This is a genomic window from Polyangium jinanense, from assembly GCF_028435365.1.
Genome location: NZ_JAGTJJ010000046.1, coordinates 22,424 through 46,285, shown reverse-complemented (window position 1 = coordinate 46,285; position 23,862 = coordinate 22,424). Strand labels below are relative to the sequence as shown.

The 23,862-nt window shown below is 68.9% G+C and carries 18 protein-coding genes; 10 read left to right on the top strand and 8 right to left on the bottom strand.

The features are described 5' to 3' along the window. Nucleotides 1-37 precede the first annotated feature (37 nt). Genes KEG57_RS41490 through KEG57_RS41475 form a run of 4 tightly spaced genes read left to right on the top strand, consistent with a single transcriptional unit; the run spans nucleotide 38 to nucleotide 7,044 of the window. Nucleotides 38-3,820, top strand: a complete 3,783-nt coding sequence (locus tag KEG57_RS41490) for a serine/threonine-protein kinase (protein WP_272459530.1) — start codon at nucleotides 38-40, stop codon at nucleotides 3,818-3,820. 51 nt (nucleotides 3,821-3,871) lie between these two features. After that, a complete protein-coding gene (locus KEG57_RS41485; RefSeq protein ID WP_272459529.1) occupies nucleotides 3,872-5,419 on the top strand; it encodes an FG-GAP repeat domain-containing protein in 1,548 nt (515 codons plus the stop codon). A 36-nt stretch (nucleotides 5,420-5,455) separates the two neighbouring features. Further along, nucleotides 5,456-6,019, top strand: a complete 564-nt coding sequence (locus tag KEG57_RS41480) for a hypothetical protein (RefSeq protein WP_272459528.1) — start codon at nucleotides 5,456-5,458, stop codon at nucleotides 6,017-6,019. Further along, a complete protein-coding gene (locus KEG57_RS41475) occupies nucleotides 6,016-7,044 on the top strand; it encodes a hypothetical protein (protein ID WP_272459527.1) in 1,029 nt (342 codons plus the stop codon). The genes KEG57_RS41480 and KEG57_RS41475 overlap by 4 nt, the downstream gene beginning before the upstream one ends. Nucleotides 7,045-7,048: 4 nt before the next feature. On the opposite strand, the gene KEG57_RS41470 is transcribed toward KEG57_RS41475, so the two are convergent. Continuing rightward, entirely contained in the window at nucleotides 7,049-8,338 is a 1,290-nt protein-coding gene (locus KEG57_RS41470) for an Hsp70 family protein (protein ID WP_272459526.1), read from the bottom strand. 104 nt (nucleotides 8,339-8,442) lie between these two features. On the opposite strand from KEG57_RS41470, the gene KEG57_RS41465 reads away from it, so the two are divergent. Then, entirely contained in the window at nucleotides 8,443-9,465 is a 1,023-nt protein-coding gene (locus KEG57_RS41465; RefSeq protein WP_272459525.1) for a DUF2804 domain-containing protein, read from the top strand. A 1-nt stretch (nucleotide 9,466) separates the two neighbouring features. Here KEG57_RS41465 and KEG57_RS41460 read toward each other — a convergent pair whose 3' ends face one another. Continuing rightward, nucleotides 9,467-11,248, bottom strand: a complete 1,782-nt coding sequence (locus tag KEG57_RS41460; RefSeq protein WP_272459524.1) for a hypothetical protein — start codon at nucleotides 11,246-11,248, stop codon at nucleotides 9,467-9,469. 110 nt (nucleotides 11,249-11,358) lie between these two features. On the opposite strand from KEG57_RS41460, the gene KEG57_RS41455 reads away from it, so the two are divergent. Together KEG57_RS41455 and KEG57_RS41450 are read left to right on the top strand one after the other, a co-directional pair. Beyond that, nucleotides 11,359-11,775, top strand: a complete 417-nt coding sequence (locus KEG57_RS41455) for a hypothetical protein (protein ID WP_272459523.1) — start codon at nucleotides 11,359-11,361, stop codon at nucleotides 11,773-11,775. Nucleotides 11,776-11,820: 45 nt separating this feature from the next. Beyond that, nucleotides 11,821-15,186, top strand: coding sequence for a HEAT repeat domain-containing protein (locus tag KEG57_RS41450; protein ID WP_272459522.1), 3,366 nt, complete (start codon nucleotides 11,821-11,823; stop codon nucleotides 15,184-15,186). A gap of 7 nt (nucleotides 15,187-15,193) precedes the next feature. On the opposite strand, the gene KEG57_RS41445 is transcribed toward KEG57_RS41450, so the two are convergent. Both KEG57_RS41445 and KEG57_RS41440 read right to left on the bottom strand, forming a co-directional pair. After that, nucleotides 15,194-15,316 (bottom strand): hypothetical protein, encoded by a 123-nt coding sequence (locus KEG57_RS41445; RefSeq protein ID WP_272427343.1) that lies wholly within the window; start codon nucleotides 15,314-15,316, stop codon nucleotides 15,194-15,196. A 183-nt stretch (nucleotides 15,317-15,499) separates the two neighbouring features. After that, nucleotides 15,500-15,817 (bottom strand): DUF4419 domain-containing protein, encoded by a 318-nt coding sequence (locus tag KEG57_RS41440; protein ID WP_272427393.1) that lies wholly within the window; start codon nucleotides 15,815-15,817, stop codon nucleotides 15,500-15,502. Between the two features lie 28 nt (nucleotides 15,818-15,845). Here KEG57_RS41440 and KEG57_RS41435 point away from each other — a divergent pair, with 28 nt between their 5' ends. Then, complete coding sequence (locus KEG57_RS41435; protein WP_272427342.1) at nucleotides 15,846-16,859, top strand: NAD-dependent epimerase/dehydratase family protein; 1,014 nt, start codon at nucleotides 15,846-15,848, stop codon at nucleotides 16,857-16,859. A 33-nt stretch (nucleotides 16,860-16,892) separates the two neighbouring features. Here the strand turns inward: KEG57_RS41435 and KEG57_RS41430 are convergent, their stop codons facing one another. Continuing rightward, entirely contained in the window at nucleotides 16,893-17,630 is a 738-nt protein-coding gene (locus KEG57_RS41430; RefSeq protein ID WP_272427340.1) for a HEAT repeat domain-containing protein, read from the bottom strand. Nucleotides 17,631-17,741: 111 nt separating this feature from the next. Here KEG57_RS41430 and KEG57_RS41425 point away from each other — a divergent pair, with 111 nt between their 5' ends. Then, the gene (locus KEG57_RS41425; RefSeq protein WP_272427339.1) at nucleotides 17,742-18,257 is read left to right on the top strand and encodes a GNAT family N-acetyltransferase; all 516 of its coding nucleotides are present in this window, start codon (nucleotides 17,742-17,744) and stop codon (nucleotides 18,255-18,257) included. 783 nt (nucleotides 18,258-19,040) lie between these two features. On the opposite strand, the gene KEG57_RS41420 is transcribed toward KEG57_RS41425, so the two are convergent. Next, nucleotides 19,041-19,457: a VOC family protein gene (locus tag KEG57_RS41420; protein ID WP_272427337.1), complete on the bottom strand. Its 417-nt coding sequence runs from the start codon at nucleotides 19,455-19,457 to the stop codon at nucleotides 19,041-19,043. A 151-nt stretch (nucleotides 19,458-19,608) separates the two neighbouring features. Here KEG57_RS41420 and KEG57_RS41415 point away from each other — a divergent pair, with 151 nt between their 5' ends. Further along, nucleotides 19,609-20,412 (top strand): class I SAM-dependent methyltransferase, encoded by an 804-nt coding sequence (locus KEG57_RS41415; protein WP_272427336.1) that lies wholly within the window; start codon nucleotides 19,609-19,611, stop codon nucleotides 20,410-20,412. 24 nt (nucleotides 20,413-20,436) lie between these two features. Here the strand turns inward: KEG57_RS41415 and KEG57_RS41410 are convergent, their stop codons facing one another. Together KEG57_RS41410 and KEG57_RS41405 are read right to left on the bottom strand one after the other, a co-directional pair. Continuing rightward, a complete protein-coding gene (locus KEG57_RS41410) occupies nucleotides 20,437-21,873 on the bottom strand; it encodes a hypothetical protein (RefSeq protein ID WP_272427334.1) in 1,437 nt (478 codons plus the stop codon). Then, nucleotides 21,870-23,801, bottom strand: a complete 1,932-nt coding sequence (locus tag KEG57_RS41405) for a tetratricopeptide repeat protein (RefSeq protein ID WP_272427333.1) — start codon at nucleotides 23,799-23,801, stop codon at nucleotides 21,870-21,872. Before KEG57_RS41405 ends, KEG57_RS41410 begins: the two co-directional genes overlap by 4 nt. Between the last annotated feature and the right edge of the window lie 61 nt (nucleotides 23,802-23,862).

Here is a 23,862-nt window from a genome sequence, read left to right as displayed (position 1 = left end):
GGCCGCAAGGCCGTCGCGCTTCCTCGCCGCGGACACCATGGGCGCTCCACGCAATCCACGCAAGGAGAACCAATCGAGCGAACGATTCTCGATCCTCCGCCACCTCGGCGCCGGCGGTTTCGGCGTCGTCTACGAGGCGATCGACCTCCGGTACGGCGCGCGGGTGGCCCTCAAGGTCCTCTACCAGGACGACGCGGCGGCGCTGCTCCGCTTCAAGCAGGAGTTCCGCGTGCTCGCGGACATCACGCACCCGAACCTCGTGATGTTCCACGAGCTCATCTACGACGAGGGCCGCTGGGCGCTCTCGATGGAGTTCGTCGAGGGCGAACATTTGCTGAGCGGCTTCGTGCCCGGCTGCACGGGTGACCTCTCCGCGTCGATCGTGCGGCGCAAGCCTCCTCGCGACATCGAGGATCGGGTCGCCACGCGCGCGGCCGTGCGTCCGCTCGACGCCGCGCGGCTCCGGTTCGTGTTCTCCCGCTTCGTGCGTGGCGTCCGCGCGCTTCATGCCGCCGACGTATTGCATCTGGATCTGAAGCCCTCGAATGTGCTCCTTACGAAGGCCGACAGGGTCGTGATCCTCGACTTCGGGCTCGCGCGGGAGCTCTCGCCTTTGCCGTCCGGCGAGCTTTCGGCTCTGCACGAGGGCATCGTCGGCACGCCTGCGTACATGGCGCCCGAGCAGATCCTGGGCGAGCCGGGCCGTCGCGAAAGTGATTGGTACAGCGTCGGCGTGATGCTTTACGAGGCGCTCGCGGGGCACCTCCCGTTCGAGGGCAGCGTGGAGGACGTCCTTTACGCGAAACTCTCGACCCGTCCGATTCCTCCGTCGATCCTTGCCGAGCACGTGCCCGAGGATCTCGAAGAGCTTTGCCTTGCGCTCCTCCGGGGCGATCCGAGGATGCGACCGTCGGACGAGGAGATTGCTGCCCGGCTCGAGGTGACGGAGGCGCCCGTCGAGGTCGCGCATCCACGGCTCGTCGAGATCCGGCAAAGGCACGCGCTCGTCGGACGCGAGCGCGAAATGGCGTCGCTCTTCGAGGCATTTCGGGAGAGCTCGGCCGATCGCGCGGTGCTCGTCCGGCTCTCGGGCGCGTCCGGCGTGGGAAAAAGCGCGCTCGCATCGACGTTCCTCGCGGCGCTCCACCGCTGGGAAGGAGCCATCGTCCTTCGTGGCCGCTGTCATGATCGCGAATCGGTGCCGTACAAGGCGCTCGATAGCCTCGTGGACGCGCTCGCGCGGTACGTGAAAAACCTCCCGCCGGAGGAAACGCGGTCCCTGGTCCCGCCGAATCTGCAGGACCTCGAGCGAATCTTCCCGGTGCTCGGGCTCATCGACCCCGCCCCGCAGGCGGAGGACCGAGCGGAAGCCATCGACCCGCCCAGGGCGCGAATTCGTGCATTTCAGGCGCTCAAAGACCTCCTCCGGTGCCTCGCCGCGCGCGGCCCGCTCGTGCTCTGCATCGACGACTTGCAATGGGGCGACGTCGACAGCGCCGAGCTCCTCTTCGAGCTGCTTTCACCGCCCGACGCGCCTGCGATGCTCATGCTCGCCTGTCACCGCAGCGACGAGGTCGAGCGGAGCGCATTCGTGGCGCGTTTCGGGCAGCTCGTCGCCGCGGCGGGAGGCCTGATCCGGCTCCACGACGTGGACCTCGGGCCGCTCACGCACGAGCAGGCGATCGCGCTCGCCATGGATCGCCTCGGGCCCTCGGCGGACGAGGCGACGGCGCGGGCCGTCGTGCGGGAATCGGAGGGCAATCCCTTCTCCATCGAGGAGCTCGCGCGGCACGTCCTCGCGGCCGGGCCACGCGCCGTGCCGCGGGTCGATCTGCGCGAGGCGATGCGGGAGAGGCTCAGCGCGGCACCCGCGCCCTCGAGGCGGCTCCTCGAAATCGTGGCGGTCGCAGGGCGCCCGCTCGAACAGGATATCGCATTCGCGGCGGCCGAGCTCGCCGACGAAGCGCTCGCTTACCTGACGCCTCTGCGTTCGGCAGGACTGCTGAGGGTATGCAGCGTGCATGAGCGCCCTGGCTGCGAGGTCTCCCATGATCGTCTCCGCGACGCGATCCTCGCCATGCTCGACGCCTCTGCGCTCGCCGCGCTGCACGAGCGCTTGGCATCCGTGCTGGAGACGTCGCCCGAGGTCGAACCGGAGGAGCTCGCGATGCATTTCCAGAGTGCTGGAGAGAGGTTCAAGGCGGCGCATTACGCGATCGCCGCGGCCGACCGGGCGAGCGAGGCGCTGGCCTTCGCCCATGCGGCCGAGCTTTACGCGCTCGCACTCGACTGGGGGCGCGGAGGGCCCGCGGATACCCCGGAGACGACGCACGAAATCAAGGTCCGTCGGGCCCACGCGCTGGCGCACGCGGGTCGTTGCCGGGAAGCAGCCGAGCTTTACCTCGAATGCGCCGACGGAGCGCCTCCCCGCGAGGCGCTCGATTTGCGACGTCGCGCAATCGAGCAACTTTTCGTAGGCGGGCATCTGGACGAGGGCAACCGCGTCCTCTCGACGTTCCTGCCCGGGCTCGGTCTGCGTCCGCCCAGGACGACCGCCAGCGTCGCCATGATGGCCCTCCGGGGAATTCTTCGAATTCGGCGTCGTGGCTACGATTTCCAGCCTCACGACGCTATCGACGTCGATCCGGCTGTGCTCGCCCGGATCGACGTTTGCATGGCGGTTAGCATGGCCCTGACGGACGTCGATCCGCTGCGATCGTGCGCGTTTTTGATACGCGGCCTCGGTCTCGCGCTCGACGCCGGCGAACCCGCGCGGATCGCCCAGGCGCTTGGCACGTATGCGCAATTGTCGCTCCTGCAAGGTGGGCCGTCCGCGGTGGCCGAGGGGGCGCGCCTCCTCGCGCGGGCAGCGGAAATCGCGAGCGGCTGCGACGATCCCGATGTCATGGAGACCGTTTCCATGTACGGCGCGGCGACCACCATGATCGAGGGGCGCTGGCGAGCGGCGCTCGATCGTTATGACGCCATCGGCCGCCATCTCCGCAGCCGCAGGCTCGATCTCGCGATGTACCATAACATGGCGCACGTCGTCGCCGTCATCGCCCTCGACGCGATGGGGCGTCTAAAGGAGCTCGCGGAACGCACTGCGGCCTGGCATCGCGAGGCCACGTCGCTCGGCAATCTTTTCGCGGCCATCAGCGCGTCCAGCGCATCCGCCGTCACGCGCATCGCCGCCGACGATGTCGAGGAGGCGCGCCGCCGCGTGCGCGAGGGCGTCGCGTCCTGGACCCGCGGGGGCATGCACGTGCAGCACATGTACGCGCTCCGGATCGAGGCCTACGCGGACCTCTACGAGGGCCACGCCCCCATGGCGCGCAGGCGCGTCCTGCAAGCGTGGGGCGCCATTGTCCGGTCGCAACAGCTCCGCGTGCAGCCGTCCCGGATCGACATGCTGTTTCTCCGCGCGCGCACCGCGATTGCCATCGCCGCGGAGGCGCCACCCCGCCGCCGCGCGCGGCTCGCGCGGGAAGCCGAACGAATCGCGTCGCGGCTCGAAGGCGAGATTCGCGCCGATGCCCCCCCTTCCGCGGCCTTGCTCCGGGCCGCCGTGGCGCGGCTCCGCGGGCATGAAGACGAGGCCCTCGCCCACCTCGACGCCGCCATTCGTGGCTTCGACGAGGCCGAAATGGCGCTGCACGCGGCCTGCGCGCGCCGCCGCAAGGGCGAGCTCTCCGGCGGCGACTCCGGGCGCGCGCTCGTGACCGTCGCCGATACGGTCATGGAGCAACTCGGCGTGCGGCGGCCCGATCGCTGGGCCGCGATCTTCGCGCCCGGCCTCGGGATCGAAGCGCCGGAATGATGGGGAGCGACAGCAATGGCATGGGGCACCGCGACCAGGATCGGGATCGGGATGGTGTGCTTCGCGCTCGTAGGAGCCCTCTTCGGGGCGGCGCCTCGTGATCCCGCGGTTTTCGGCGGCCGCGAGTCCAAGCCTCCGGTTGCTCCTCCCTACCCGACGGAGCCGGGATATCGATCCGCCGACGCGGAAATGCATTCGCTCGGGGCCGCCCTCGCGGACATCGACGGCGACGGGTTCAAGGACCTCGTCGTCGCCAATGGGAACGACCTTTCGTGGCGTCCCGTGACCGTGTATCGCAACGACGGTCGGGGCGGCTTCCCGAGCGAGCCGAGCTGGTCTTCGGAGGACGAGGATTACCACACCGGAATCGCCGTGGGGGACATCGATCTCGACGGATTCGTCGACGTCGCGGTCACGGTGGGCCCCTGGAGAGACGCGGCCACGTCGGGGTACGCCAAGGTCTACTTCAATCGCGGCGGCACGCTCGAGCGGACGCCCAGCTTTTACACGGCCGACGAATTTTCGAGCGTAGGCGCCGCGCTCGGCGATTATGACGGCGACGGTGACCTCGATCTCGCCGTCGCCGTCGCCTTCGAGGGCAAGGTCGAGCCTGGGCGCGTACGGATCTATGCAAACGACGGAGGCACGCTGTCGGAGGCGCCTGCATGGAGATCCGACGCCAGCATGCACGCCCTCACCCCGAAATTCGCAGACATCGACGGCGACGGATTCCTCGATCTCCTCGTCGCCGCGCGGGGGCTGCCGGTGTATCGGGGAACCCTCGACGAGGGCGGCAACGTGAAACTCGAGACGTCGGAGTCCTGGAAAGCTCGCGTCGAGCGCGGCATTCCGCTCTTCGTCGATGTTGGGAAGATCGGCGGTCGTCGGGGGATCGTCACGTTTTACAACGACCATTACAAGGACTTCGTCCCGCCCGACGAGCTCGCGCAGGCGCGCCCGCCGACCGTGCCCCGCGCGTATGTGGGCAACCTCTACCCGAGCCCGCCCCCACCCGAGAGTTGCGCGGGCGGCATCGGCAGCGATTCGCGCCTGATGGCCTACTGGCCTTTTTCCAGCGCCGATCCCATCTGGACCTCGGACACCTCGGGCTGGGGCGCGGGCGTCCGCCTCGCCGACGTGAACGGCGACGGCGCGCTCGACCTGCTCGCGAGCCGCTGGGGCCCACAGTTTTACGGGTATGGCGCGCCGCTCGTCATCTTCCTCGGAACGTCGCGCGCCTTCGACACGACCCCCGCGTGGTCCTCCAGCACGTGCGGCGTCGGCGAGGCGATTGCTGTGGCGGATCTCGATCGGAGCGCCCTCGTCGAGACCGTCGAGTCCTTCATGATCGAAAAACCGCAGGCCGGGTTGACGCTCTCGGCCCAGCTCGTCGAGGACATCCTCGAAGTACGCCGCGACGGCGCTCTCCTCGGCCGCGGCGCATACGTGGTGGTCCCCGGCGACAACTGGATTTCCTTCGCGCGACGCCTTTCGCCCGGGGAGCAGATCCGCGTCCGCTACACGCATTCGCCGGCGCCGGACATCACCCTCGCGAGCACGATGGGTTCCAATTACGTATTTTACCATCACGCGCGCTGACGGTTCGCTTCTTCGACGGCACAAGGGGAGGCACACATGCTGCTCGCGTTCATCATGAGCCTGGCGCAGGATCCGGACATCCAGGAGGCTTACCGGCGGGATCCGGTCGCGGTCGTATCCCGGCGGGGGGACCTGTCCGCGGAGGAGAAGGAGATCCTGCTGTCGAGCGATCGGCGTCGCATCGTCGCAGCATTATCGGCCGAGATAAGTCGAACGAGACCGTCCGCGGCGTTTGTCGGGCCGACACCATTGCCCTGGGTCTACGGCCGACAAACGGTGACCGGCTTTTTCTGGGAGGCCCGGGACGGCGAGCTGCTCCTCACCGTGTTCGCGACCAGGCTCGAGGGCGCGTTCACCCAATGTGAGCTGCGTCATGGGGATACGCACATTCGAGGGGAAATCGGGCAAGTGGAGACCACGCCTGGCGGAGAAAAGGTCACCCTGCGCTTCGCCCTCCCTCCGGACGCGCACCAGGGCGTGTACTGGGTCTTCGCGAATCCCCGGCGAGAAGACGAGGGCGCGAGCGCCCCGCCGCTGCCCCTGGAGAACCTCCAGCTCGGCTTCGAGATCGGCGGTGTGTGGAAGGGGGGCAAGCGGTGATCGTCGCGCCCGACGTGATGCTCGACCTCGTCGCGACGCTCCTCCCGGAGGCCCTGCTCGTGGACGCCGCCCGGAGCGCGCTCCAGGCCGTCACGCGAGGGCTGCCGAGGGCCGCGTCCGGCATCGCCCTCGAATGCCGTCTCGAGGAAAACCCGCGGGTCGATTTTCTGATGTATCTGCTCGCGCGTTCGGGCGGACCTCGGGCCCTCCTGCGTTGCGCTCCCGCGCTCGATGCGCGGGCGTGGCGCGGTGTGCTCGATTTTTGCGTAGAATGGGACGATCCCGCGTCGCGGCTCCACACCGAGGTCCCTGCGTTGTGGCTCGAATTCGACGTGAACGGGGACTCCGTCGCCGCACCCCAACCGCTCCCGTTCCCCTGCATCGAGCGGCACATCTGTGACGGAGAGCCGCCGGAGGAGCAGGACGAACGAGGGCGCGCTGTTTGTCTCGACATCCTCGACCGCGCGACCTCGCTCCTGCTCGGGCGCCCGCTCCCGTGCGCGACGTTCGACACCGTGGCGCATCTCGTCGAACGATTGCCCCGCCGAGGCCGCGTTCTCCACGTCGCGCCGCTCGCGTCGCGCGGCATCGACGCGCTCCGCCTCGTCGCCACAATCCCCCGGGACGAGCTCCCGGCTTATCTGGATCGAATCGAATGGCCCGGACCGCGCTCGCGGCTCGAACCCCTCCTCGCCACCATGGTCCCCGCGAACATGCGGATCGGCTTTCACCTGGACATCGGAGGCCGTGTCCTACCGACGCTCGGCATCGAACTGCATCATCCCCCCGGCGATCCTCGCTGGAGCCCGATCCTCGACGAGCTCGTCACCCGGGAAGTGTGTACGCCGGACAAACGCGACGCCCTCCTCCGGTTCCCGCCCTACGCGCGGCTCGCCCTGCCCGAGCATCGCGCCCCGAGCCCCGTATCGACCACGATCGGGATCAAGCTCGTCCTCGCGCCGGACGAGCCCTTGGCGGCCAAGGCCTACCTCGGGTTCGTCCCGCTGCACCCCCTCCTCGGCTGAGGCTTCAATCGAGGCCGCGCGCGATCTTCCGCGCCCGCTCCGCGAGCCCCTGCACGACCGAATGGAAGCTCCGCAGCTTGCGGAGCTTCCCTTGCCCGAATCGCTCTTCGAGCGCGCGCGCGAGCCGCGGGACCCGCGCCGTTCCTCCGGTGCAACAAACCACGTCGATCGACCCGAAGCCGAGCCCAGCCTCTTCGAGCGTTCGATCGAGCGCCCGCAAGATCGCGTCAATCGATCGCTCGGCGCCGGCCTCGAACTCGTCGCGGGTGATCCATTCGTGGATGCTCATCGTCGGGTATTCGTAGGCGAACTGCGTTCTCGTCACCTCCGAGAGCGCGCACTTGCTGTGTTCGATGGCCTCGAACACTTGGAACGCGAGTGAATCCTCGACCAGGCAGAGGAGTTGATCCATTCGCCGCTGGTCGTCGTCCCCGAGCGACCACGCTTGCACGTCGCGCAGGAACGCGAGCATGTCCCGGTGCTGCAGCACGGCCATGTCTGCCGGCGAGCAGAGCTTTTCCATGATCCCCCGCGGCATCGTGAGCAGGTTCTTGCCGAGCGGGACCTGGTAGGTGACCTCCGCGCCGAAATGGCGCGCGATCTTGTGGCGCATCAAGCTCCCGTCGAGCGCGTCGCCGGCCACGGACACGCCTCCGAGCGAGAGCACGTCCGAGGCCGCAAAACCCTCCGGCCGCATCCGCACGACCGTGTAATCCGAGGTCCCGCCGCCGAAATCGGCCACGAGGACGGTCATGGGCCGATCGAGCTCGAGCTCGAAATCGTGGGCGGCTGCGACGGGCTCGGGGCAAAAGGCGACCTCGGAGAAACCCGCGCTCTGCGCCGCGCGTTCGAGCCGATTCTGGGCGAGCCGGTCCTCCTCGGGATCGAGCGAGAACATGGCCGGCCTCCCCAGCACGACGCGCGTGACGTCGGCGTCGAAATGGCGGTTCGCGCGGTCACGCATCAGCCGCAAGAAGCGGCTGATCAGATCCTCGATGGTGACGACGCGCTGGTTGATCTGCGTGCCGGAGAAACCGCGATCGGGGAGAAATTTCTTGATCGAGCGGATGAGCCGCCCTTGCATGCCGCTCGCGACGAAGTCGCGGATGGCCACCGCGCCGCACGAGAACTCGTTCTTGCCGAAAAAGAGCAGGCTGCGCAGGATGGTCGGATCGGACGCAGCGTCGTCGAGGGGGATCGGGGGGCACGTGGACGTGGCGTTCGCCGCCGCCAGCAGCGAATTGGTGGTGCCGAAATCGATGGCATAGACCTCGGGCTTGAATCGTGACGACATGGGTTGACCCTCCGGGGGATGCCTGACGCGCCCCGGGATATGGCCCCCCACGAGCCACTTTACAAGCTAGAAAATTCATGAGAAAATCCGTGGAGGCTCTCCGGATGAGCGGAAATTCTCACGAGCTCGACCGCTACGTGGCCCTCTGCACGCCGGAGGGTCGGCTGAACCCCGAGGCGAAGGGTTGGTCGCGAAGGCCCCTGCATCGATGCAACCTGCGCGGCCCCTGGGGGCGAAGGAAGCGCTGGGATTACTGGGGCGTCACCTGGGAGGGCGGCGTCCTGTCGCTGACGTACGCGGACTTCGACTACCTCGGCATGGCGAGCGCGCTTCTCCTCGATCTGGAGACCGGCCGCGAGCTCGAAAAGGTCGTCCCCGTCCCACTCGCGCTCGGGTTCTCGCAGCCTGACACGGTCGGCGGCGCCGATATCGTGTTCGAAGGGCTCGGGCTCCGACTGGAATTCAGGGAGGAGAGCCGAGGCACGCGCCTCGTCACCAGGTTCCAGAGCCGCGGGCGCTTGGTGGAGGCCGACGTGCTCGTGGCTCGGCCGCCCGGGCACGAGACGCTCAATGTCGTGGTGCCGTGGAGTGAGAGGTTGTTCCAGTTCACCTCGAAGCAAAACACGCTCCCCGCGACCGGGATCGTCCGCGTGGACGGCGTCGAGCAGGTGATCGGCCCAGAAAAGCAGGCCTTCGGCTGCCTCGATTTCGGTCGCGGCGTCTGGCCCACGCATACCGTCTGGAACTGGGCGTCGGCGTCGGGGGTCGTCGATGGGAAGGTCGTCGGCTTGCAATTCGGCGGCAAGTGGACCGATGGGACGGGGGCGACCGAAAATGGAATCTGTATCGACGGCCGGCTCCACAAGGTCGGCGAAGACGTCCGGTTCGACTATGACCGCCGCGATTTTCGCAGACCGTGGCGGATCATGACGGAAACCTCCGATCGGGTGCGGCTCGACTTCCATCCGGCGCACGAAAAACGGACGAAGGTGCCGCTCGTCGTGGCCGGCGCGGATCTCCATCTGTGCTTCGGTCGTTTCTCCGGCGAGGTGCAGGGCGACGGGGGCGAGCGCGTGATCGTGGACGGCCTCTTCGGCTGGGCCGAGGAGATGCGCGCTCGCTGGTAGGTCACCCGCCAATCGCCGTCTGATACGACACGACCAAAAGCTCGTTCGTCTCCCCTACCTTCGGCACCACGAACGGCACGAATCGGGTTTTCTCCCAGACAGCCCACACCATCGACGGATCGTCCAGCGACCGATCGAAATGGAAATCGATTCGCGAAGGCAACTTGCCATCCTCGGTCACGGACACGATCTCCGCCGCCATGGCCCCGACCGGGACGCGGTCTCCCACGCGCAGAGGGGCCTTTTCCGTATCCCGGAACACGGTCGCCGTCGGATCACGGAAAAACCCGTCCGAGAGCGTCACCGACAGCGTGCGATCGTCCACACGGCCGACCTTCAGCGTCCCGCCGACGGACGTCGAGAGCACGCGGAGCTCCGAGGGCAACGGCGCATTCTCGTTGATCCAAGCCGCCATGACCGTATTCACGAGCACGCTGTCGGGCGCGCTCACCACCACGAGCGTCCGTCCCTCGGCCCCGTCCATCCTGGGCATGCTCGCGATCGCCCGCTCGGTGAATCCGTGCAGCATCGATCCCGTCGACCACGCCCGCAGCGGCAGCAGCAAGGGCGCGAGCACGAGGTGGAAGAGCACGAGGACCGCGGCCACCGCGCCCGCGTACACGCGCGCGGCCCGCCCGAGGTGCTCCCGCGAGGCCGTGAGCATCGATGCGACGAGCCCCGATCCCCCGATCCCCGCGAAGAGCAAGAGCCGGTCGCCCGGCCAAACCGCGCAGGTCGGCAGCAGAGAGAGCACCATCCCCAGCGCGAAAAACGCGGCATTGCGATCGCGGCGCAGCACCGCGAAGATCCCGCCGCCCACGACGAGCAAAACGAGCAGGCAAATCGACACGAGGCTCCGGGTCTCGTTCGGCGGCCAGAGCATCCACACGTCGGCGGGCGGCGCGGCCATCTGCCCGGCGAGGAGCACCGGCAGACGCGCACCCACCGCGCGGATGAACTCCCCCGTTTGTCGCAGCGGATCGATGTAAAATGCGCCGCCGGCCGCGCCATAACCGCCGAGCTTGTATGCGACGAACCAGACCAGCGCAGCCCCGGCGTGCGGGAGGAGCGCGGCCACGCGGGCTCGCAGGGGCGCGCGATCGAGGAAGATGGCGTAGGCAAAGAGATACGCGAGCGCGCCGATTCCGCTCTCCCCGGAGAACATGGCCCCGAGCAGCGCGAGCGGCGCGAGGAAGACGCCCGGCTTCCAGCCGTCCCTGCGGGCACGATCATGCGCGACGAGCGCGATCACGCCGAACAGCGTCGAGAGGATCGCGTGCCTGTTGGCGATCCAGGTGATGACCATCGAATGGGCGTCGTCGACCGCGAAGATCAACGCGGCGAGCCCCGCGGCGACCGTGGCGCCGAGCAGCCTTCGATAGAGGTGCGCTGCGAAAAACGCCGTCGCCGCGAATACGAGGACGCTTTCGGCGTGCATGAACCAGTGCGCGTTCGGCCAGACGCGGTAATCGAGCGCGTGCCACAGCGACGCGAGGGGGCGGAGGAACGCGAGCTTCGAGCCGTCGACGGTCCACCAGGGCCACAGGCCGTTATCCCGGAGGTAACGGAGCGCGGCGGGATCGTCGTCGAGGAAGCGGAAGAGATCCCAGTCGCCGCGAGGCCCGCCGGGCCGCGTGAACGTCGAATGATACGCCATCCGGTGCGCGTGATCGTCCATGATCGCCCCGGCCCCGAGCGTGGGCAGGAGCAGGACGATCGCGAGGAGCGCGACGAGCAGCGGAGCACGCCTGCCTGTGAGCCATCCCTTGACGCGGGCCAGCATGGCCACCGTGTATAGGGGATCGGATGCGCGCGGACCAGAGGTGCCGCGGCACGGCTGCCTTGACGGCGCGGGAGAACCCGGATTCGATGCTCCCCCTCGACGAAGGGGGGATGATCCATGGGACAGCTCGCGCGCAGCCGCGCTTCGCCGAGGTTCATCCGACAAACCTCACGCCGTCCGTGGCGGTGCTCGCCGTGGGGCTCTGGACGGCGGCGGGTGCGCTGCTCGGCGAGGCCATTCTCGTGCCCGTGACGGAAGTCGGATCGCTGGCGTCGGCGGTGGGCTGGATGAGCGCGTGCGCGGCTTATTTTCGTTTGCAGCCGGCGGCGTCGCAACGGCTCCTCGCCCTCGCGGGCATGCTGGTCTCGGCGGCCCTGGTGCTCATGAAGCTCTTGCCCTTCGTCCCCGGCTCGTTCACGTGGCAGGAGCTCGTGGCGCTCGCCGCGTGGCTCGTCGCCGGGCTCGTCGCGGCCTTCCGCGCCCGCGGGGCCGGCTTGCAGGGCAGCATGTCTCGAACGGAGGCGTGAGGACTCTTTTCGCCTCGTCGAAAACCCGTATCATCCCCCACCACGATGTCGATGACGAAAGCCACGCTCCTCGCCGAGATCGAGCCTCTCACCAACAATGGGCGCATCGGCCGCGTCATCGACGTCGGGCGCAAGGCGGCCCAGGGGGACGCGGATGCTCGAAGGACGCTCGCCGAGCTTCACGGGAGCCCCGAGATTTACGAGCGTGTCCTCGCGCTCTGGTCCGTGTTCAGGAGCCGCGAGGGGACGTGGATTCTCGAGGGACTCTCCGACGCCTCGCGCACCGTCCGCCGCCGGGCGAGCCGCATGGTGGCCGTGTTCTGCGACGATACGCAGGCCGCGCGCGCCCTCGACACGATCGTCGAGAAGCGGATCCTCTGCCGCACCATCGCCGCGCTCGTGCGAAAAAGGCGCACGGCGGTCGTCGACACGTTTCTCGCGGCCCGCATGAAAGAGGGCCAAGAGCGGCTCGTCATCGACCTTCTGCCGTTCGGCACCGAGGCATTCGTCTCCGGCTTCATGAAACACCTCGTCGAGGGGGGCGGCCCCATTGCCTGGTGGCGCCTGTGCTCGCGGCATGCGAGCTTCGCCGCGGCCTGGTTCCTCGCGGATCTGCAGCGCAGCGACACCGTCCATCCCCGGCAGCGTCATCGCCTTTATGACGAGCTCCCGGGCCTCGCGAAGCGCGCGCCGGATTGCACGCTGAAGCTCATGCAGGCGCTCTTCGACCGCGGCGAGCAGCCGAATCTGTTCGCACGGGCGCTCGGCCACCTCGTCCGCGCCCGCCCGCGCGAGACCTTCGATCTCCTGAAGGCGCGCCACGAGAGCGGAAGGCCCACGCACGCGCCGGGCGCGTTTGGCGTCGTCCGCTTCGACAAGGTCGCGAGATATCTCGGCCCCGAGCGGCTCGATTACCTCATCCGAAATGCATGGAGCACAGTCGGCGACGGCAAACAGGGCATTCGCTGGTTCCTCCGGCTCTCGACGGACGAGCAGAAGGCCGTCCTCCGCGCGTTCGTCCAGGGAGGCCGAGGCGGTTTCGGCGCGTTCCTGTTCCGGTATTTCAAGGCGGAATCGGCCGAAGAGGAGAACGTCCGCGAGCGAGCGTTCGATCGCTGGTCGCGCGCGGCGCAAGGGACGGATGGCACGATTCCCGCGCACGTCCTCGATTGGCTCCCGCGGGATTTGCGAGAGCGCGAGGCGAGGCGCCACCTCGAACGGTGCCCGGCGCTGACCTCGAAGCCCGAACAGCGCATCGTCTACGCGGGCCTCTTGTCCTTCGCCGAGGCGAAGCAGGTGCTCGCCCCGTGGCTCGGACACCCGGAGGGAGAAGAGCGAGCGCGGGCACAATCGATTCTCCTTTCGAGCGTACGCCACGACAAACCCGCGCTCGGCGACGCGATCGCCAACATCAAGGCGCGCAAGTTCGAGCAGGATCCGGTCCGGAAGAGCATGATCGAAGCGCTGGGCGCGCTTCGCGTGGCCACGTTCGGCCCCGAGCACCTCGAAGCCGTCGGCGCGGTCGTGCAGGACGCCCTCGACGCTGCGGATCTCTCCTCGGCCACCGCGTCCGCCGTCGAGCGCCTCGTCGTGCGCCTGTTCCGCGTCGACGGGGCCTGGGGCGCGCAATGGATCACGCGGCTCTTGGCCGTGCGTGGCTCCGTCTCCACATGGGGGCTCGGGGACGGGCTCACCAAAAAGGACGCCGAGCGCCTCTCCCCTGCCCTCGCCCAGCTTGCCGCGGGCTGGGCCACGCAGGAGCGCGCGGGCTCCGTCATTGCGCTCGCGCAGAGCCTCGGTGTGCGGCTCGGCGCCGTGACTCCGCTGCTCGACGCATTGGAGCGGCTCGCGCGCGAGCTTCCGTTCGCGGGCGTCGCCGCCGCGGCCCTGGGATTGCTCGACACGCACGAAAGGCGCCGCTTCACGCGCCTCGTCCCCGAGCTCCTCCGCGAAGACGAGAGTTTTGTCCTCCTTCCTTTGGTCGCCCGGTATGTCAGCCTTCGCAGGCAGGATCTCCTGAGCCCCGCGCTCCTCTCGGCGCAGCCGATGAAGGGCCGCAACGCCACGGGTCGCACGAGCTGGATCATTCAATTCGAGGTCGGTCACGGGCGGTGGACGGCGCTCCAGCAGCGCACGTATGCGGATGCGCTCGTGTCGGTCTTGAAGGACGAGACGCGCGACGTCCCGACGCTCCGGTTCGCCATCACCACGCTCGTGCGCCTCGCGTTCGCGGACGCGACGTCGATCCTGCCGTTCGCCTCGGATCCTCGCCAGCCTGTACGCGAAATGGCCATCCGCGGGCTCCCGTGGCTCGACGCGCGCCAGGGCGTGCCGGTGCTCATCGAGGCGCTCGGCGACGATCGGGCGCGCTGGGCGATTTATGCGTTCCGGAAGGTCTTTTCGGAGCTCGAGCGCGCCGAGGTCCTCGCGGAGCTCCGCGCGGTCCCGACGACCAAGGTCACCGTCGCGAAAGAGGTCGTCCGGCTGCTCGGCGAAATCGGCGGCGACGACGCCTACGAGGATCTCCTGCGCCTCGACAAACCCGGGACGCACCGAGACGTGCGGATTGCGCTTCTCCGGGCGCTGTGGGATCACCTTGAAAAAAACCAGACCTGGGCCGTTTTCGAGAAGGCCGTGCACGACCCTGACTGGATCGTGGCGTCAAAGCTCGCGGATATTCCGCTCGGCAGGCTCTCGACCGCGGCGGAGGAGCGGGTCGTCGGGCTGCTTTCGACGATCCTCGGGCGCGCGGAGCCGGAGGCGCGGATCGATCTGCTGAAGCGCGCGGCCTACTTGCCGCTGCGTGATTCGAATCGCTCGCTCTTCAAGCGCTTGCTCGCGCACCTCGGCGCTGCTTCGCACGACGAGGCGGCGCACGCGCTCGCGGCGGTCCTGCAGCGGATGTCGGCCTCGGAGGTGAAAACCGTCTCGTGGCGATTGAAGGAGCTCTTGCCGCGAGGTCAGCACCTCCTCGCGTTCCTGCCCGTGATCTCGTCGCGCCTCGGTCCGTATGCGTCGCACATGCACGTGCAGGTCGCGACCGAGTTCGTCGCGGCGCTCGCAGAAAACCCCTGGACGACGCCGTATCATCTCTCTCTCGGTTCGCGCCTCTGGGACGCGAAGGAGCTCAGCTCCGCGCTGATCGCGCTTTCGAAGAAGGACTGGCTCTACCGCGAGGCGCTGGAGGCCGCGATCGACGCGGTGCGCACCTCCGTGCATCCGGGCCGCGTGGAGGAGGCGCTGCGGGGGCAATCCGACTGGAGGCTCCGCCGGATCGCGCTCGCCGCGCTCGTTCAGGCCGCGTCCCCCCAGAATGGCTGGACGGAGGAGCGCCGCGCGCGGCTCGCCCATTACCAGAAAGACCCTGCGCCCGGCGTCGCGGGGCCCGCGCGATTCGTGTTTCCGCCTTGAGGGATTCTCAGGGGCGCTTTTTCTTCCGAGGCGGCGGCGGGGGCAAGAAATACCACTCCGCAAGCACGTCGCGCAATCGACCGTCCTCGGGCAGATCCGTGGCGCCGCCGCTGTCGAGGGCTCGGGTCAATAATCTGGGAGGCGCCTCGCTGGGGCTTTGCCCCAGGCCCCACCAGGGGTTGTCCACCCCTGGACCCGGACCAGCGCAAGCGCTGGACCCGGGGTCGATGAACTGCGCTCCCGCGCAGTTCATCGAACAGGCCAGGTCAAGACGAACGAAGATCCTGCCAACCAAGACGGCAACGCTGACGGTTCAACGGGCCACGCGCCCGTCGCCGGCGTGCAACGCTCCTTCGCGGTCTTGCCAGCGGCCTGTGGGAAGAACTGCGCATCGCGCAGTTCTTCCCCAAATGGTCCAGGGCTGGCCCTGGTTCGGGTCGAGGGGCGAACAGCCCCCGCGGGGCCCGGGGCAGCGCCCCGGCGCGACGCCCTGCGCGATGGTCAACCATACCGCGTCGGGCGAGAGCACGAGCGGCCGGTGCTGTGCGAACGCGAGGTGGACAGCGCCGAGGAGCGCGTGGGTCGGACCGTGGTCGACCACGGGAAGGTCCGGATCGGCCAAGCTTGGCATCTCGGGCCCGACGGGCCATGGTGTCGGCATGCGGATCCTCGTTCTCGGCGGTACGGCATTTCTCGGTCGAACGATCGTGACGGAGGCGCTCGGGCGTGATCACCACGTGACCACGTTCAACCGCGGCCGAAGTTTTTCCGATCCCCCCGGCGTGGAGGTGATTCGCGGCGACCGGACCGAGCGGGCCGATCTCGAACGACTGCGGGCCGGGCGCTGGGACGCGGTGGTGGATACGAGCGGGTACGTACCGCGTGTGGTCAATCAGGCTGCCGCCGTGCTGCGCGAGGTCGCCCCGGTGTATGCGTTTGCCTCGACAGCATCCGTCTATGTCGATCGGCCGCGGCTCCCTGTCGACGAAACGAGCCGTGTGTACGATTGCGCGCCGGATGCTGGCCCCGATGACGGCGATTATGGAACGCTCAAGGCCGGGTGCGAGCGGGCCGTCGTCGAGCATTATGGGGAGGCTGCGTTGCTCTTGCGGCTGGGCGTGATCGTGGGGCCGTACGAGGACGTCGGTCGGCTCCCTTGGTGGCTTTCGCGGATCGCCCGCGGCGGTGAGGTGCTCGCGCCGGGAGCGCCCGACGTGCCTATGCAGCTCGTCGATGCTCGTGATGTCGCGAGATTGACCGTGGACCTCCTGGAACGCGGCGAAGGCGGCGCGCTCAATGTCGCCGGGCCTTCTGGCCATCCGACGTTCGGGTCTCTCCTTTCGGAATGCGCGAAGGTCACGGAGAGCGCGGCGCGCCTCGTGTGGGTCGACGACGATTTCCTCCTCGCGCACGACGTCAAGCCGTGGAGCGAGCTCCCGATCTGGGCGCCGATGGACGCAGAGTGCAGCGCCGCGTGGCAAATGGCCGTCCCGCGCGCCGAACAGCTCGGGCTTCGTTGCCGCCCGATGATCGAGACGATCGCGGACACGTGGGCGCTGATGCGCACGGGCTGGCAAGCGCGGCCTCGGCCCGAGCTGCCCAAGCTCGGCATCGACGAAGACAAGGAGCAACGAATTCTGGCCGCGTGGCGGGCGCGGGCCGGGGCCACGTGAACATTCGAAGCAGGATGGTTCACGCGTGATTCTTCAGGACCGAATTCGCCGAAGGGCGTCGATCGCGCCATAACGCGGGCCCTCGGCCGTGTCACGCGTCAGCTCTTCGAGGCGACCAAGCGCCGGCGCCGCCAGGCTTCCCATGCGCCCGAGCGCGAAGGTGGCCCAGTAACGAACGAAGGGGTTTTCGTCGGAAAGACAGCCGATGACGGCATCGAGCGCCGGGAGCGCGGATTTTTCGAATTGGCCGAGCGTTTCGAGCGCGCGCCGGCGCACGTCCCCGCTCGGATCCGTGAGCGCGCGGGTGAGGGCCGGGACCGCGACGTCCTCGTCGTAGGCCCCGAGCTGTTCGGCGGCGATCGCTCGCTCTTCCTCGCTCCCGTTCTTCAGCAAATCGATCCACCCCTCGGGATCGTCCGGCTCTCCTTCGATGGTCTCGACCACGATGCCGGAGGCATCGACACGCACGACGGCGAGGGATTCGTCGTCCTCCCCGATGGCTTCGAGTTTGCCCATGAGGGACAAACCGCGAGGCGCGAAGACCTCGGCCAAAATGCGCCGGAGCCATTCGACCTGCACTTCCCAGTCGAATGCCTGCTCGTTCACGAGCCCGCCGCCGAGGGGCGTGAGGCGCCAGGTCGAGGCGTGCCCCGGTTTGACGCCGGGCAGGGCCGCGATGGCGTCGACCGCAGCCCGGAGATCGGGGACGAGCGCGGGGTCGGGCGGCGGGTCGATCGCGAGGGAGCCTTCGAGGCCGGATTCGTAACTCACGCCTTCCACTACCCTGGCCTCGGGCCAAAAGAAAGACCTCCCCGCGACGCACGTCGGTGGACCCGCGGCAGGCGGTTGCAAACGTTCCCGTCTTGCGCAATGCTCGCCCCCGTGAGCCCCCTCCTCGTACGCCCCGAACTCCCCGCCGACATCGCCGCCGTGCGCAACGTGAACGAATGCGCGTTCGGTCGTCCCGAGGAGGCGTCGCTCGTCGACGCGCTTCGCCGATCCGGGGCCATCACGCTTTCGCTCGTCGCGGAGCAAGACGGACACGTCGTTGGCCACGTCCTGTTTTCGCCCGTCGAGATCGACCGAGATGGCAGCCGCGAGATCGCGCAGGGGCTCGCTCCGATGGCCGTGCTGCCCGCATGGCACCGGAAGGGCATTGGCAGCGTGCTCATTCGCGAGGGGCTCGAACGGCTGCGGGGGGCCGGGCACGGCGCGGTCGTCGTGCTCGGCCATCCCGCGTATTACCCGCGCTTCGGATTCGAGCCCGCCGCGCGATTCGGGTTGCGCTGGGAGGTGCCGGGGCACGACGAGGCCTTCATGGCGCTCGAGCTGCGCCCGGGTTGTCTCGGCACGCGACCCGGCGTGGTCCGCTACCGGCCCGAGTTCGGCGCCGTTTGAGGATCGATTCGTAGGGCCTCGCGCGGGGGCCGTTTCGCTGGGGCGTTGCCCCAGGCCCCACCAGGGGCTATCCGCCCCTGGACCCGGACCAGCCAGGGGCTGGACCCAGGGTCGATGAACTGCGCGATGCGCAGTTCATCGAACAGGCCGAGGAACGACCCCTGCCCATCGAGACAGCCGCGCTGCCCTTTCGGCTGGCAACGGGCCGGTGGAAGCCCGAATGCTGTCATCGGCGAAATCTCGCTCTGTGGGCGGCCGCGCGGAGGCTGAGGACGCCCAGGGAGGTGCACGTGCTCGTGCCCGGAGAGGCTGAGGACGCCCAGGGAGGAGCACGTGCTCGTGCCCGGCGAGGGTGAGGACGCCCAGGGAGGTGCACGTGCTCGTGCCCGGAGAGGCTGAGGACGCCCAGGGAGGAGCACGTGCTCGTGCCCGGAGAGGCTGAGGACGCCCAGGGAGGAGCACGTGCTCGTGCCCGGAGAGGGAGAGGACGCCCGGGGAGGAGCACGTGCTCGTGCCCGGAGAGGGTGAGGACGCGCCAGGGGAAGGGCTACGACGACGTGGTTTGCAGAGACGTGGACGCGGTGGCGGGCTGCTCGAGGCGGAGGCAGCGCTGCCGCCTCGACTGGCAACGCCGCTTCAGGTCTTGCCCGGGCCCGTCCGAGAAGCCGCGCATCGCGCGGTTTCTCGGCTTTCGGTCCAGGCCGTGCCTGGTCCGGGGTGCAGGGGGCGGACAGCCCCCTGCTCTCTTTCCTCTTCCTCCGCGGCCTCCCGCCCTCGCGAGGGTCAGGCTTTGGTGTGCTCGCCGCCGCCGATCATCCAGGGGACGCCGAAGCGGTCGGTCACCATGCCGAATGCCTCGCTCCAGAACGTCTTCTGGAGCGGCATCATCACCTTGCCGCCGTCGGCCAGGGCGTCGAAGACCCGCTGCGCTTCGGCCTTTGTGGGGAAGCCGAGCGAAACGGAAAAACCTTTGAAGCCCTCGTGGGGGTACTTCGGCACGGTGTCGGATGCGAGCAGCCGGCGGGGGCCGATGAGGAGGCTCGCGTGCATGATGCGCCCGGCGCCGCCCTCGGGACACGGGGCCGGCCCCTCGTCGAACTTCATCAGGGCCTCGAGCTTGCCGCCGAACGTGCGCTCGTAGAAGCGCATCGCCTCGGCGCAGTTGCCATCGAAGAAGAGGTAGGTGTCGAGCTCGTTCATCGGTGCCTCCATGAGGGTTCTGGGGCATGGACTGCCGGGGCGGCGAAGACTCATCGGTCACCCGCAGATTTTTTTCGGCGGCCGTTCGGACAGGTCGTGGACGGCGCGCGGGGCCTTGAAGCGCGGCGCGGGCACCCCCATCATCGCGCTCGTGCAACGCATGCAACTCGTCGAGCTCGAGGATCTCCCCTGGATGCCCGCTGCCATCCGTGACGGCGGCACGGATCTGCTCGATTTGGCCTTCGATCGCCTGGGGTTTTACCGCGAGGTCGTGCCGAAGCTCGAGGCGCTGCTCGATCGGACCCGATGCACGCAGGTGGTCGACGTGTGCTCGGGCGGCGGCGGCGGCGCGCTCTACGCGATCCGCGCGCTGCGTGACGCGGGGCGCGAGGACGTGCGGTTCGTCCTGACGGACCGGTACCCGAACGAGGCTGGCCGTGCGCGTGTCGCGGAGAGGAACGACGCCAAGCTCGTCTACCGCGAAGATCCCGTCGACGCCCTTGCGGTCCCGCCCGAGCTCGACGGCGTGCGCACGATGTGGGGCGCGCTGCACCATTTCCCGCCCGAGGCCGTCACGGCGCTCGTCGCCTCGATCGTGCGCGACCAAAAGCCGCTCGGTTTTTTCGACGTCGCGGCCTCGAAGACGATCCGAGGGCTGCCGACCGTGCTTGCGCCGGTGGCGATGGGGATCAACATCGCGACGTTGTTCGTCGGCTCGTTCGTCCTGGTCCCCTTCGTGCGCCCGCTGCGGGCGTCGCGCTGGGCGCTGACGTACCTCGTCCCGCTGATCCCGACGCTCGTGGCGTGGGACGGCACGGTCTCTGCGATTCGCGCCTACGCGCCCGACGAGCTGCTCGCGATTGCGCGCTCCGTGCCCGGCGGCGATGCCTATGACTGGGACGCGGGTGTCGCCGGTTCGGCGCTGTACTTCACGGGATGCCCGCGCGCGTCGTGACGCGCGGGCGGTTCTGGAGGGGTCTCATTTGGCGGCCTTGATCTCGATGACCCGGGGGCTTCGCGGGGCGTAACAGATGAGCTCGGGGTGCTCGTCCTTCATGTTCGCCTTGACGTGGGCGATGACGGCCTCGCCTTGCTCCTTGCTCTTCACCGTGACGCCGAGACGCCGGCCGTCTTCGTAATACTCGACGAGCCCGAGGTCGGCGACGGCCGGGAACGTGGAGAGCGCCTTCGCGGTCGTGGGATAGGTGTATTTCGCGTCGTTTTTCCAGGACACCTCGTACAGGTACACGAACGGCGTCGTGCAATGGTCCTCTGGGTCGGCGCTCTGCGTCTCGCGCAGCCGGGACACGCCGCTGTACGAGACCCAGATCGTCTCCTTTTCATCCATGGCGATCGTGGAAAACCGCATGGGCCGGGGGAAATTCGCGATCGTCGTCCATTTGCCCTCGTCGTAGCGGACGATCGACCGGCCCGCGATGCCGTGGAGCTTGCCGCTCGGCGAGACGAAGAGGTCCCGGATCGGTTTGTCGAGGGCCGGCAGGGTCTCGAATTTCCCGCCGTTGTAATGGAGCACCGGCGTGGATTCGACCCAGAGGTCGTCCCCCTTGCCCCGGAGCATCTTGGGGAAGTAGCCGAGCTCCTTCACCATGCTGCCGAGCTCGATGATGCGTGATTTGCCGGGTTGGTCCCAGACCTCCGCGGCCGGGCTCTTTTCTCGCTCGCAGAGGTTTCCGAGCGTCACGAGCGTGCCGGCCTCGGTCCCGGCGATGGCGCGGGGCGGGAGCGCGAGCGCCGCGTTGTTGCCCCAGGCCTTTCGCACTTCGTCTTCCTTGCAACCGCCCTTCTCGGCGTCGAGCGGTTTGATCACCCACGTCGGCCCTCGGACGGTCTCGATCCGGTGGCCCCCTTCCCCGTCGTACCCCGCCACGAGTGTCGTCTTGCCGAGACGGGTCGTGCCATTGATCCACCCGAGCCCGCCGCCCGGGCCAAACCTGCGCTCCACGCCCTTTCCGGTGAGCGGAAAGAGCGTGGGCATCAGGGCGCGGCCATTGTTCGTCGTGTACAGGACGTCGACGCCGTCCGGCCAGTAGCCGTGGACGGAGGAGAGGCGATTGCCGCCGAGGGATTCGTTGCCGTCCGGGATGCTCCCGATCCATTCGACGCGCTCTTCGACGATGCGGCCGACGCGCAGGCCCTCGGTGACGAGGAGCGCGCCCTCGATGGCGAAGAGGTCCACGGACAGCATCCTCGTGGCCTCGAATGGCTCGGGGGCGAGCGTGGGAATCGTCGGTTTCGGCGGCTCGCGCTCGGTCGACACGGCGCTTGCGCTCGGGGCCACGGGCGCGGTGCTCGGCGTGCTCGTCGCCTCTTTTTCGGGCGTCGGGGTCGACTTGGAGCAGGAGAGCGCGAGCGCGGAGAGGGCGGCAAGCGAGAGGATACGAGATCGAAAGATCATGGTTTTTCCTGGCAAAAAGTGTTGATGGCGTCGACGATCGGGTCCTCTCGCTTGACCGCCTTGCCGAGGTCGGCCTGCGCGGCGTTGAGGGCGGCGAGGTCCTTCGCGTCCGCTGCCGTCGCCATCGCGCGGGCGGCTTTCGCGACGATGACGGCCAACCCCCGATAATCGGCGCTGAACTGGACGAGCTCGGGTACGGTGAGCCGGACGCCTCCCACTTGCTGCGCCACGCGATCCATCACGTCGGCCATCCTGCGGAGCTCGCGCGCACCGGTCGGATCGGCGTCGTCCGAGCGCGGCGCCTTGTTGAGGTCCGCCACGCCGGCGTTGATGACCTCGATGAGCGCATTGCATTCGTCGACCTTCGTGCGGTGCTTGGCGCGAAGGGCGACGCGATCGGCTGGCTTCGCCGCGACGAGCGCGCAGCCGAGGTCGCTCTTGGCTTCGCACGCCTTCTGGATGAGCGCGGTGGACGCGGCCTCGTCGCGCGGGCCGCCGCGACCCTCGGCGCGGAAGAGGCCGAGCTCGAGGCACGCGCTCTCTTGCTGGCTGTCACACGCGCGGCGAAAGAGCTCGGCCGCGCGCGCGTCGTCCCGCGCCGTCCCCTTCCCCTCGGCATACGCGATGCCCGCCTGCTCGCAGCCAATCGGCGCGCCCGCCTCGCAGCTCTCCAGGAAGAGCACGAACGCGCGCGTCGGATCCGGCGCGGCCGTCGTTCCTTTCTGAATGAGCTTGCCGAGCACCGCGCAGGCATCAGGCAGGCGCGCGTCACACGCCGCGGAGACGACCGCGTAGCCGCCCCGTTTGTCCATCGTGATGCCCTCGCCGTGCACCATGACGAGCCCGAACGCGGTGCAGGCGTGCGCGTTGCCGGCGGCGCATGCGCGCCGGTAGAGCGAGGCTGCTTTCTGCGCATCCTTGGACACGCCCGCGCCCTTTTCGTACGCCGCTGCGAGGTGAATGCACGCCGAGGGATCGGCGTCGCAACCGCGCCGCGCGGCGGCGGCCCCTTCGTCGGGATCCCGCGCGCCGCCCACGCCGTCGATGAGGAGGGTGCCGAGCGTACCGCAGCCGTGGGGGCTGCCCTCCTCGCAGCTCCGCTGCGCGAGGGCGCGGGCGTGGGGCGCGTCGATGGGGACGCCGAGGCCGTACGTATAGGCCATGCTCAGCCCATTGCATCCGTCGGCAAACCCCGCCATGCAGGCGCGTTGGAAGAGCGCCGCGGCGCGCGCCTGGTCCCGCCACACGCCGCGTCCGAGGACGAGCGCCTTGCCGAGCGAAAGACACGCGCGCGGATCCCCAGCGGCGCAGCCCTTCTCGCTCCCTTGTGCTGCCTTGACGAAGAGCTCTTGGGCGCGCTCGGGATCCGGCGTGACGGCGAGGCCGGAGAGGAGCGCGACGCCGAGCACGTCGCAACTCTCGCCGTCGCCCTCGTCGCAGGCCCGCGCGAGCAGCGGGGCCCCGCGCTGCTCGTCGATGTCGACGCCGAGGCCGCGGAGGAACATCCGCCCGAGATCGCCGCAGCCCGCAGGATCGCCGCCGTCGCAGGCGCGGCGCGCGAGGGTCACGGCTTGCGCGGGGTCGGCGGCGAGCGCCCCGGGAAAACCGTACAGCATGAGGTGAGAGAGCTTCTGGCAGCCGCGCGCGCGCCCCCCGCTACACGCCTTGCCGAACGCCTCCGACGCGGCGAGGGCCCGCGAAGGCCCGCGGTCGCGATCCTGCAGCGCGAGGTCACCGAGGCGCTCGCAGCAGGCCGCGTTTCCGCCGTCGCATGCTGCCCGGCAAGCGCCCTCGGTGGTGGCCTCGCAGGCGCCTGCGGCGGTGCTCGTGGCCGTTTTGGGCGCCGGCTCCTGGGACGCACTTCCTCCGCACGCAGCAGGCGCGAGGAGAGCGAGGCCAAGGAGGAGCGAAGCGGCCGATCGAGGCATACCCCTCATCGGACCGCTCTCCGCGCCCGGCTGTCAAGCGACGAACGTAAGCGTCGTGCTC

Coding starts and splice junctions, on each gene's coding strand:
- KEG57_RS41435 (WP_272427342.1), top strand. CDS start 15,846: ATGCGGATCCTCGTTCTCGGCGGTACGGCATTTCTCGGTCGAACGATC.
- KEG57_RS41465 (WP_272459525.1), top strand. CDS start 8,443: ATGAGCGGAAATTCTCACGAGCTCGACCGCTACGTGGCCCTCTGCACG.
- KEG57_RS41420 (WP_272427337.1), bottom strand. CDS start 19,457: ATGAACGAGCTCGACACCTACCTCTTCTTCGATGGCAACTGCGCCGAG.
- KEG57_RS41450 (WP_272459522.1), top strand. CDS start 11,821: ATGTCGATGACGAAAGCCACGCTCCTCGCCGAGATCGAGCCTCTCACC.
- KEG57_RS41480 (WP_272459528.1), top strand. CDS start 5,456: ATGCTGCTCGCGTTCATCATGAGCCTGGCGCAGGATCCGGACATCCAG.
- KEG57_RS41490 (WP_272459530.1), top strand. CDS start 38: ATGGGCGCTCCACGCAATCCACGCAAGGAGAACCAATCGAGCGAACGA.
- KEG57_RS41460 (WP_272459524.1), bottom strand. CDS start 11,248: ATGCTGGCCCGCGTCAAGGGATGGCTCACAGGCAGGCGTGCTCCGCTG.
- KEG57_RS41470 (WP_272459526.1), bottom strand. CDS start 8,338: ATGTCGTCACGATTCAAGCCCGAGGTCTATGCCATCGATTTCGGCACC.
- KEG57_RS41410 (WP_272427334.1), bottom strand. CDS start 21,873: ATGATCTTTCGATCTCGTATCCTCTCGCTTGCCGCCCTCTCCGCGCTC.
- KEG57_RS41485 (WP_272459529.1), top strand. CDS start 3,872: ATGGTGTGCTTCGCGCTCGTAGGAGCCCTCTTCGGGGCGGCGCCTCGT.
- KEG57_RS41455 (WP_272459523.1), top strand. CDS start 11,359: ATGATCCATGGGACAGCTCGCGCGCAGCCGCGCTTCGCCGAGGTTCAT.
- KEG57_RS41405 (WP_272427333.1), bottom strand. CDS start 23,801: ATGCCTCGATCGGCCGCTTCGCTCCTCCTTGGCCTCGCTCTCCTCGCG.
- KEG57_RS41440 (WP_272427393.1), bottom strand. CDS start 15,817: ATGCCAAGCTTGGCCGATCCGGACCTTCCCGTGGTCGACCACGGTCCG.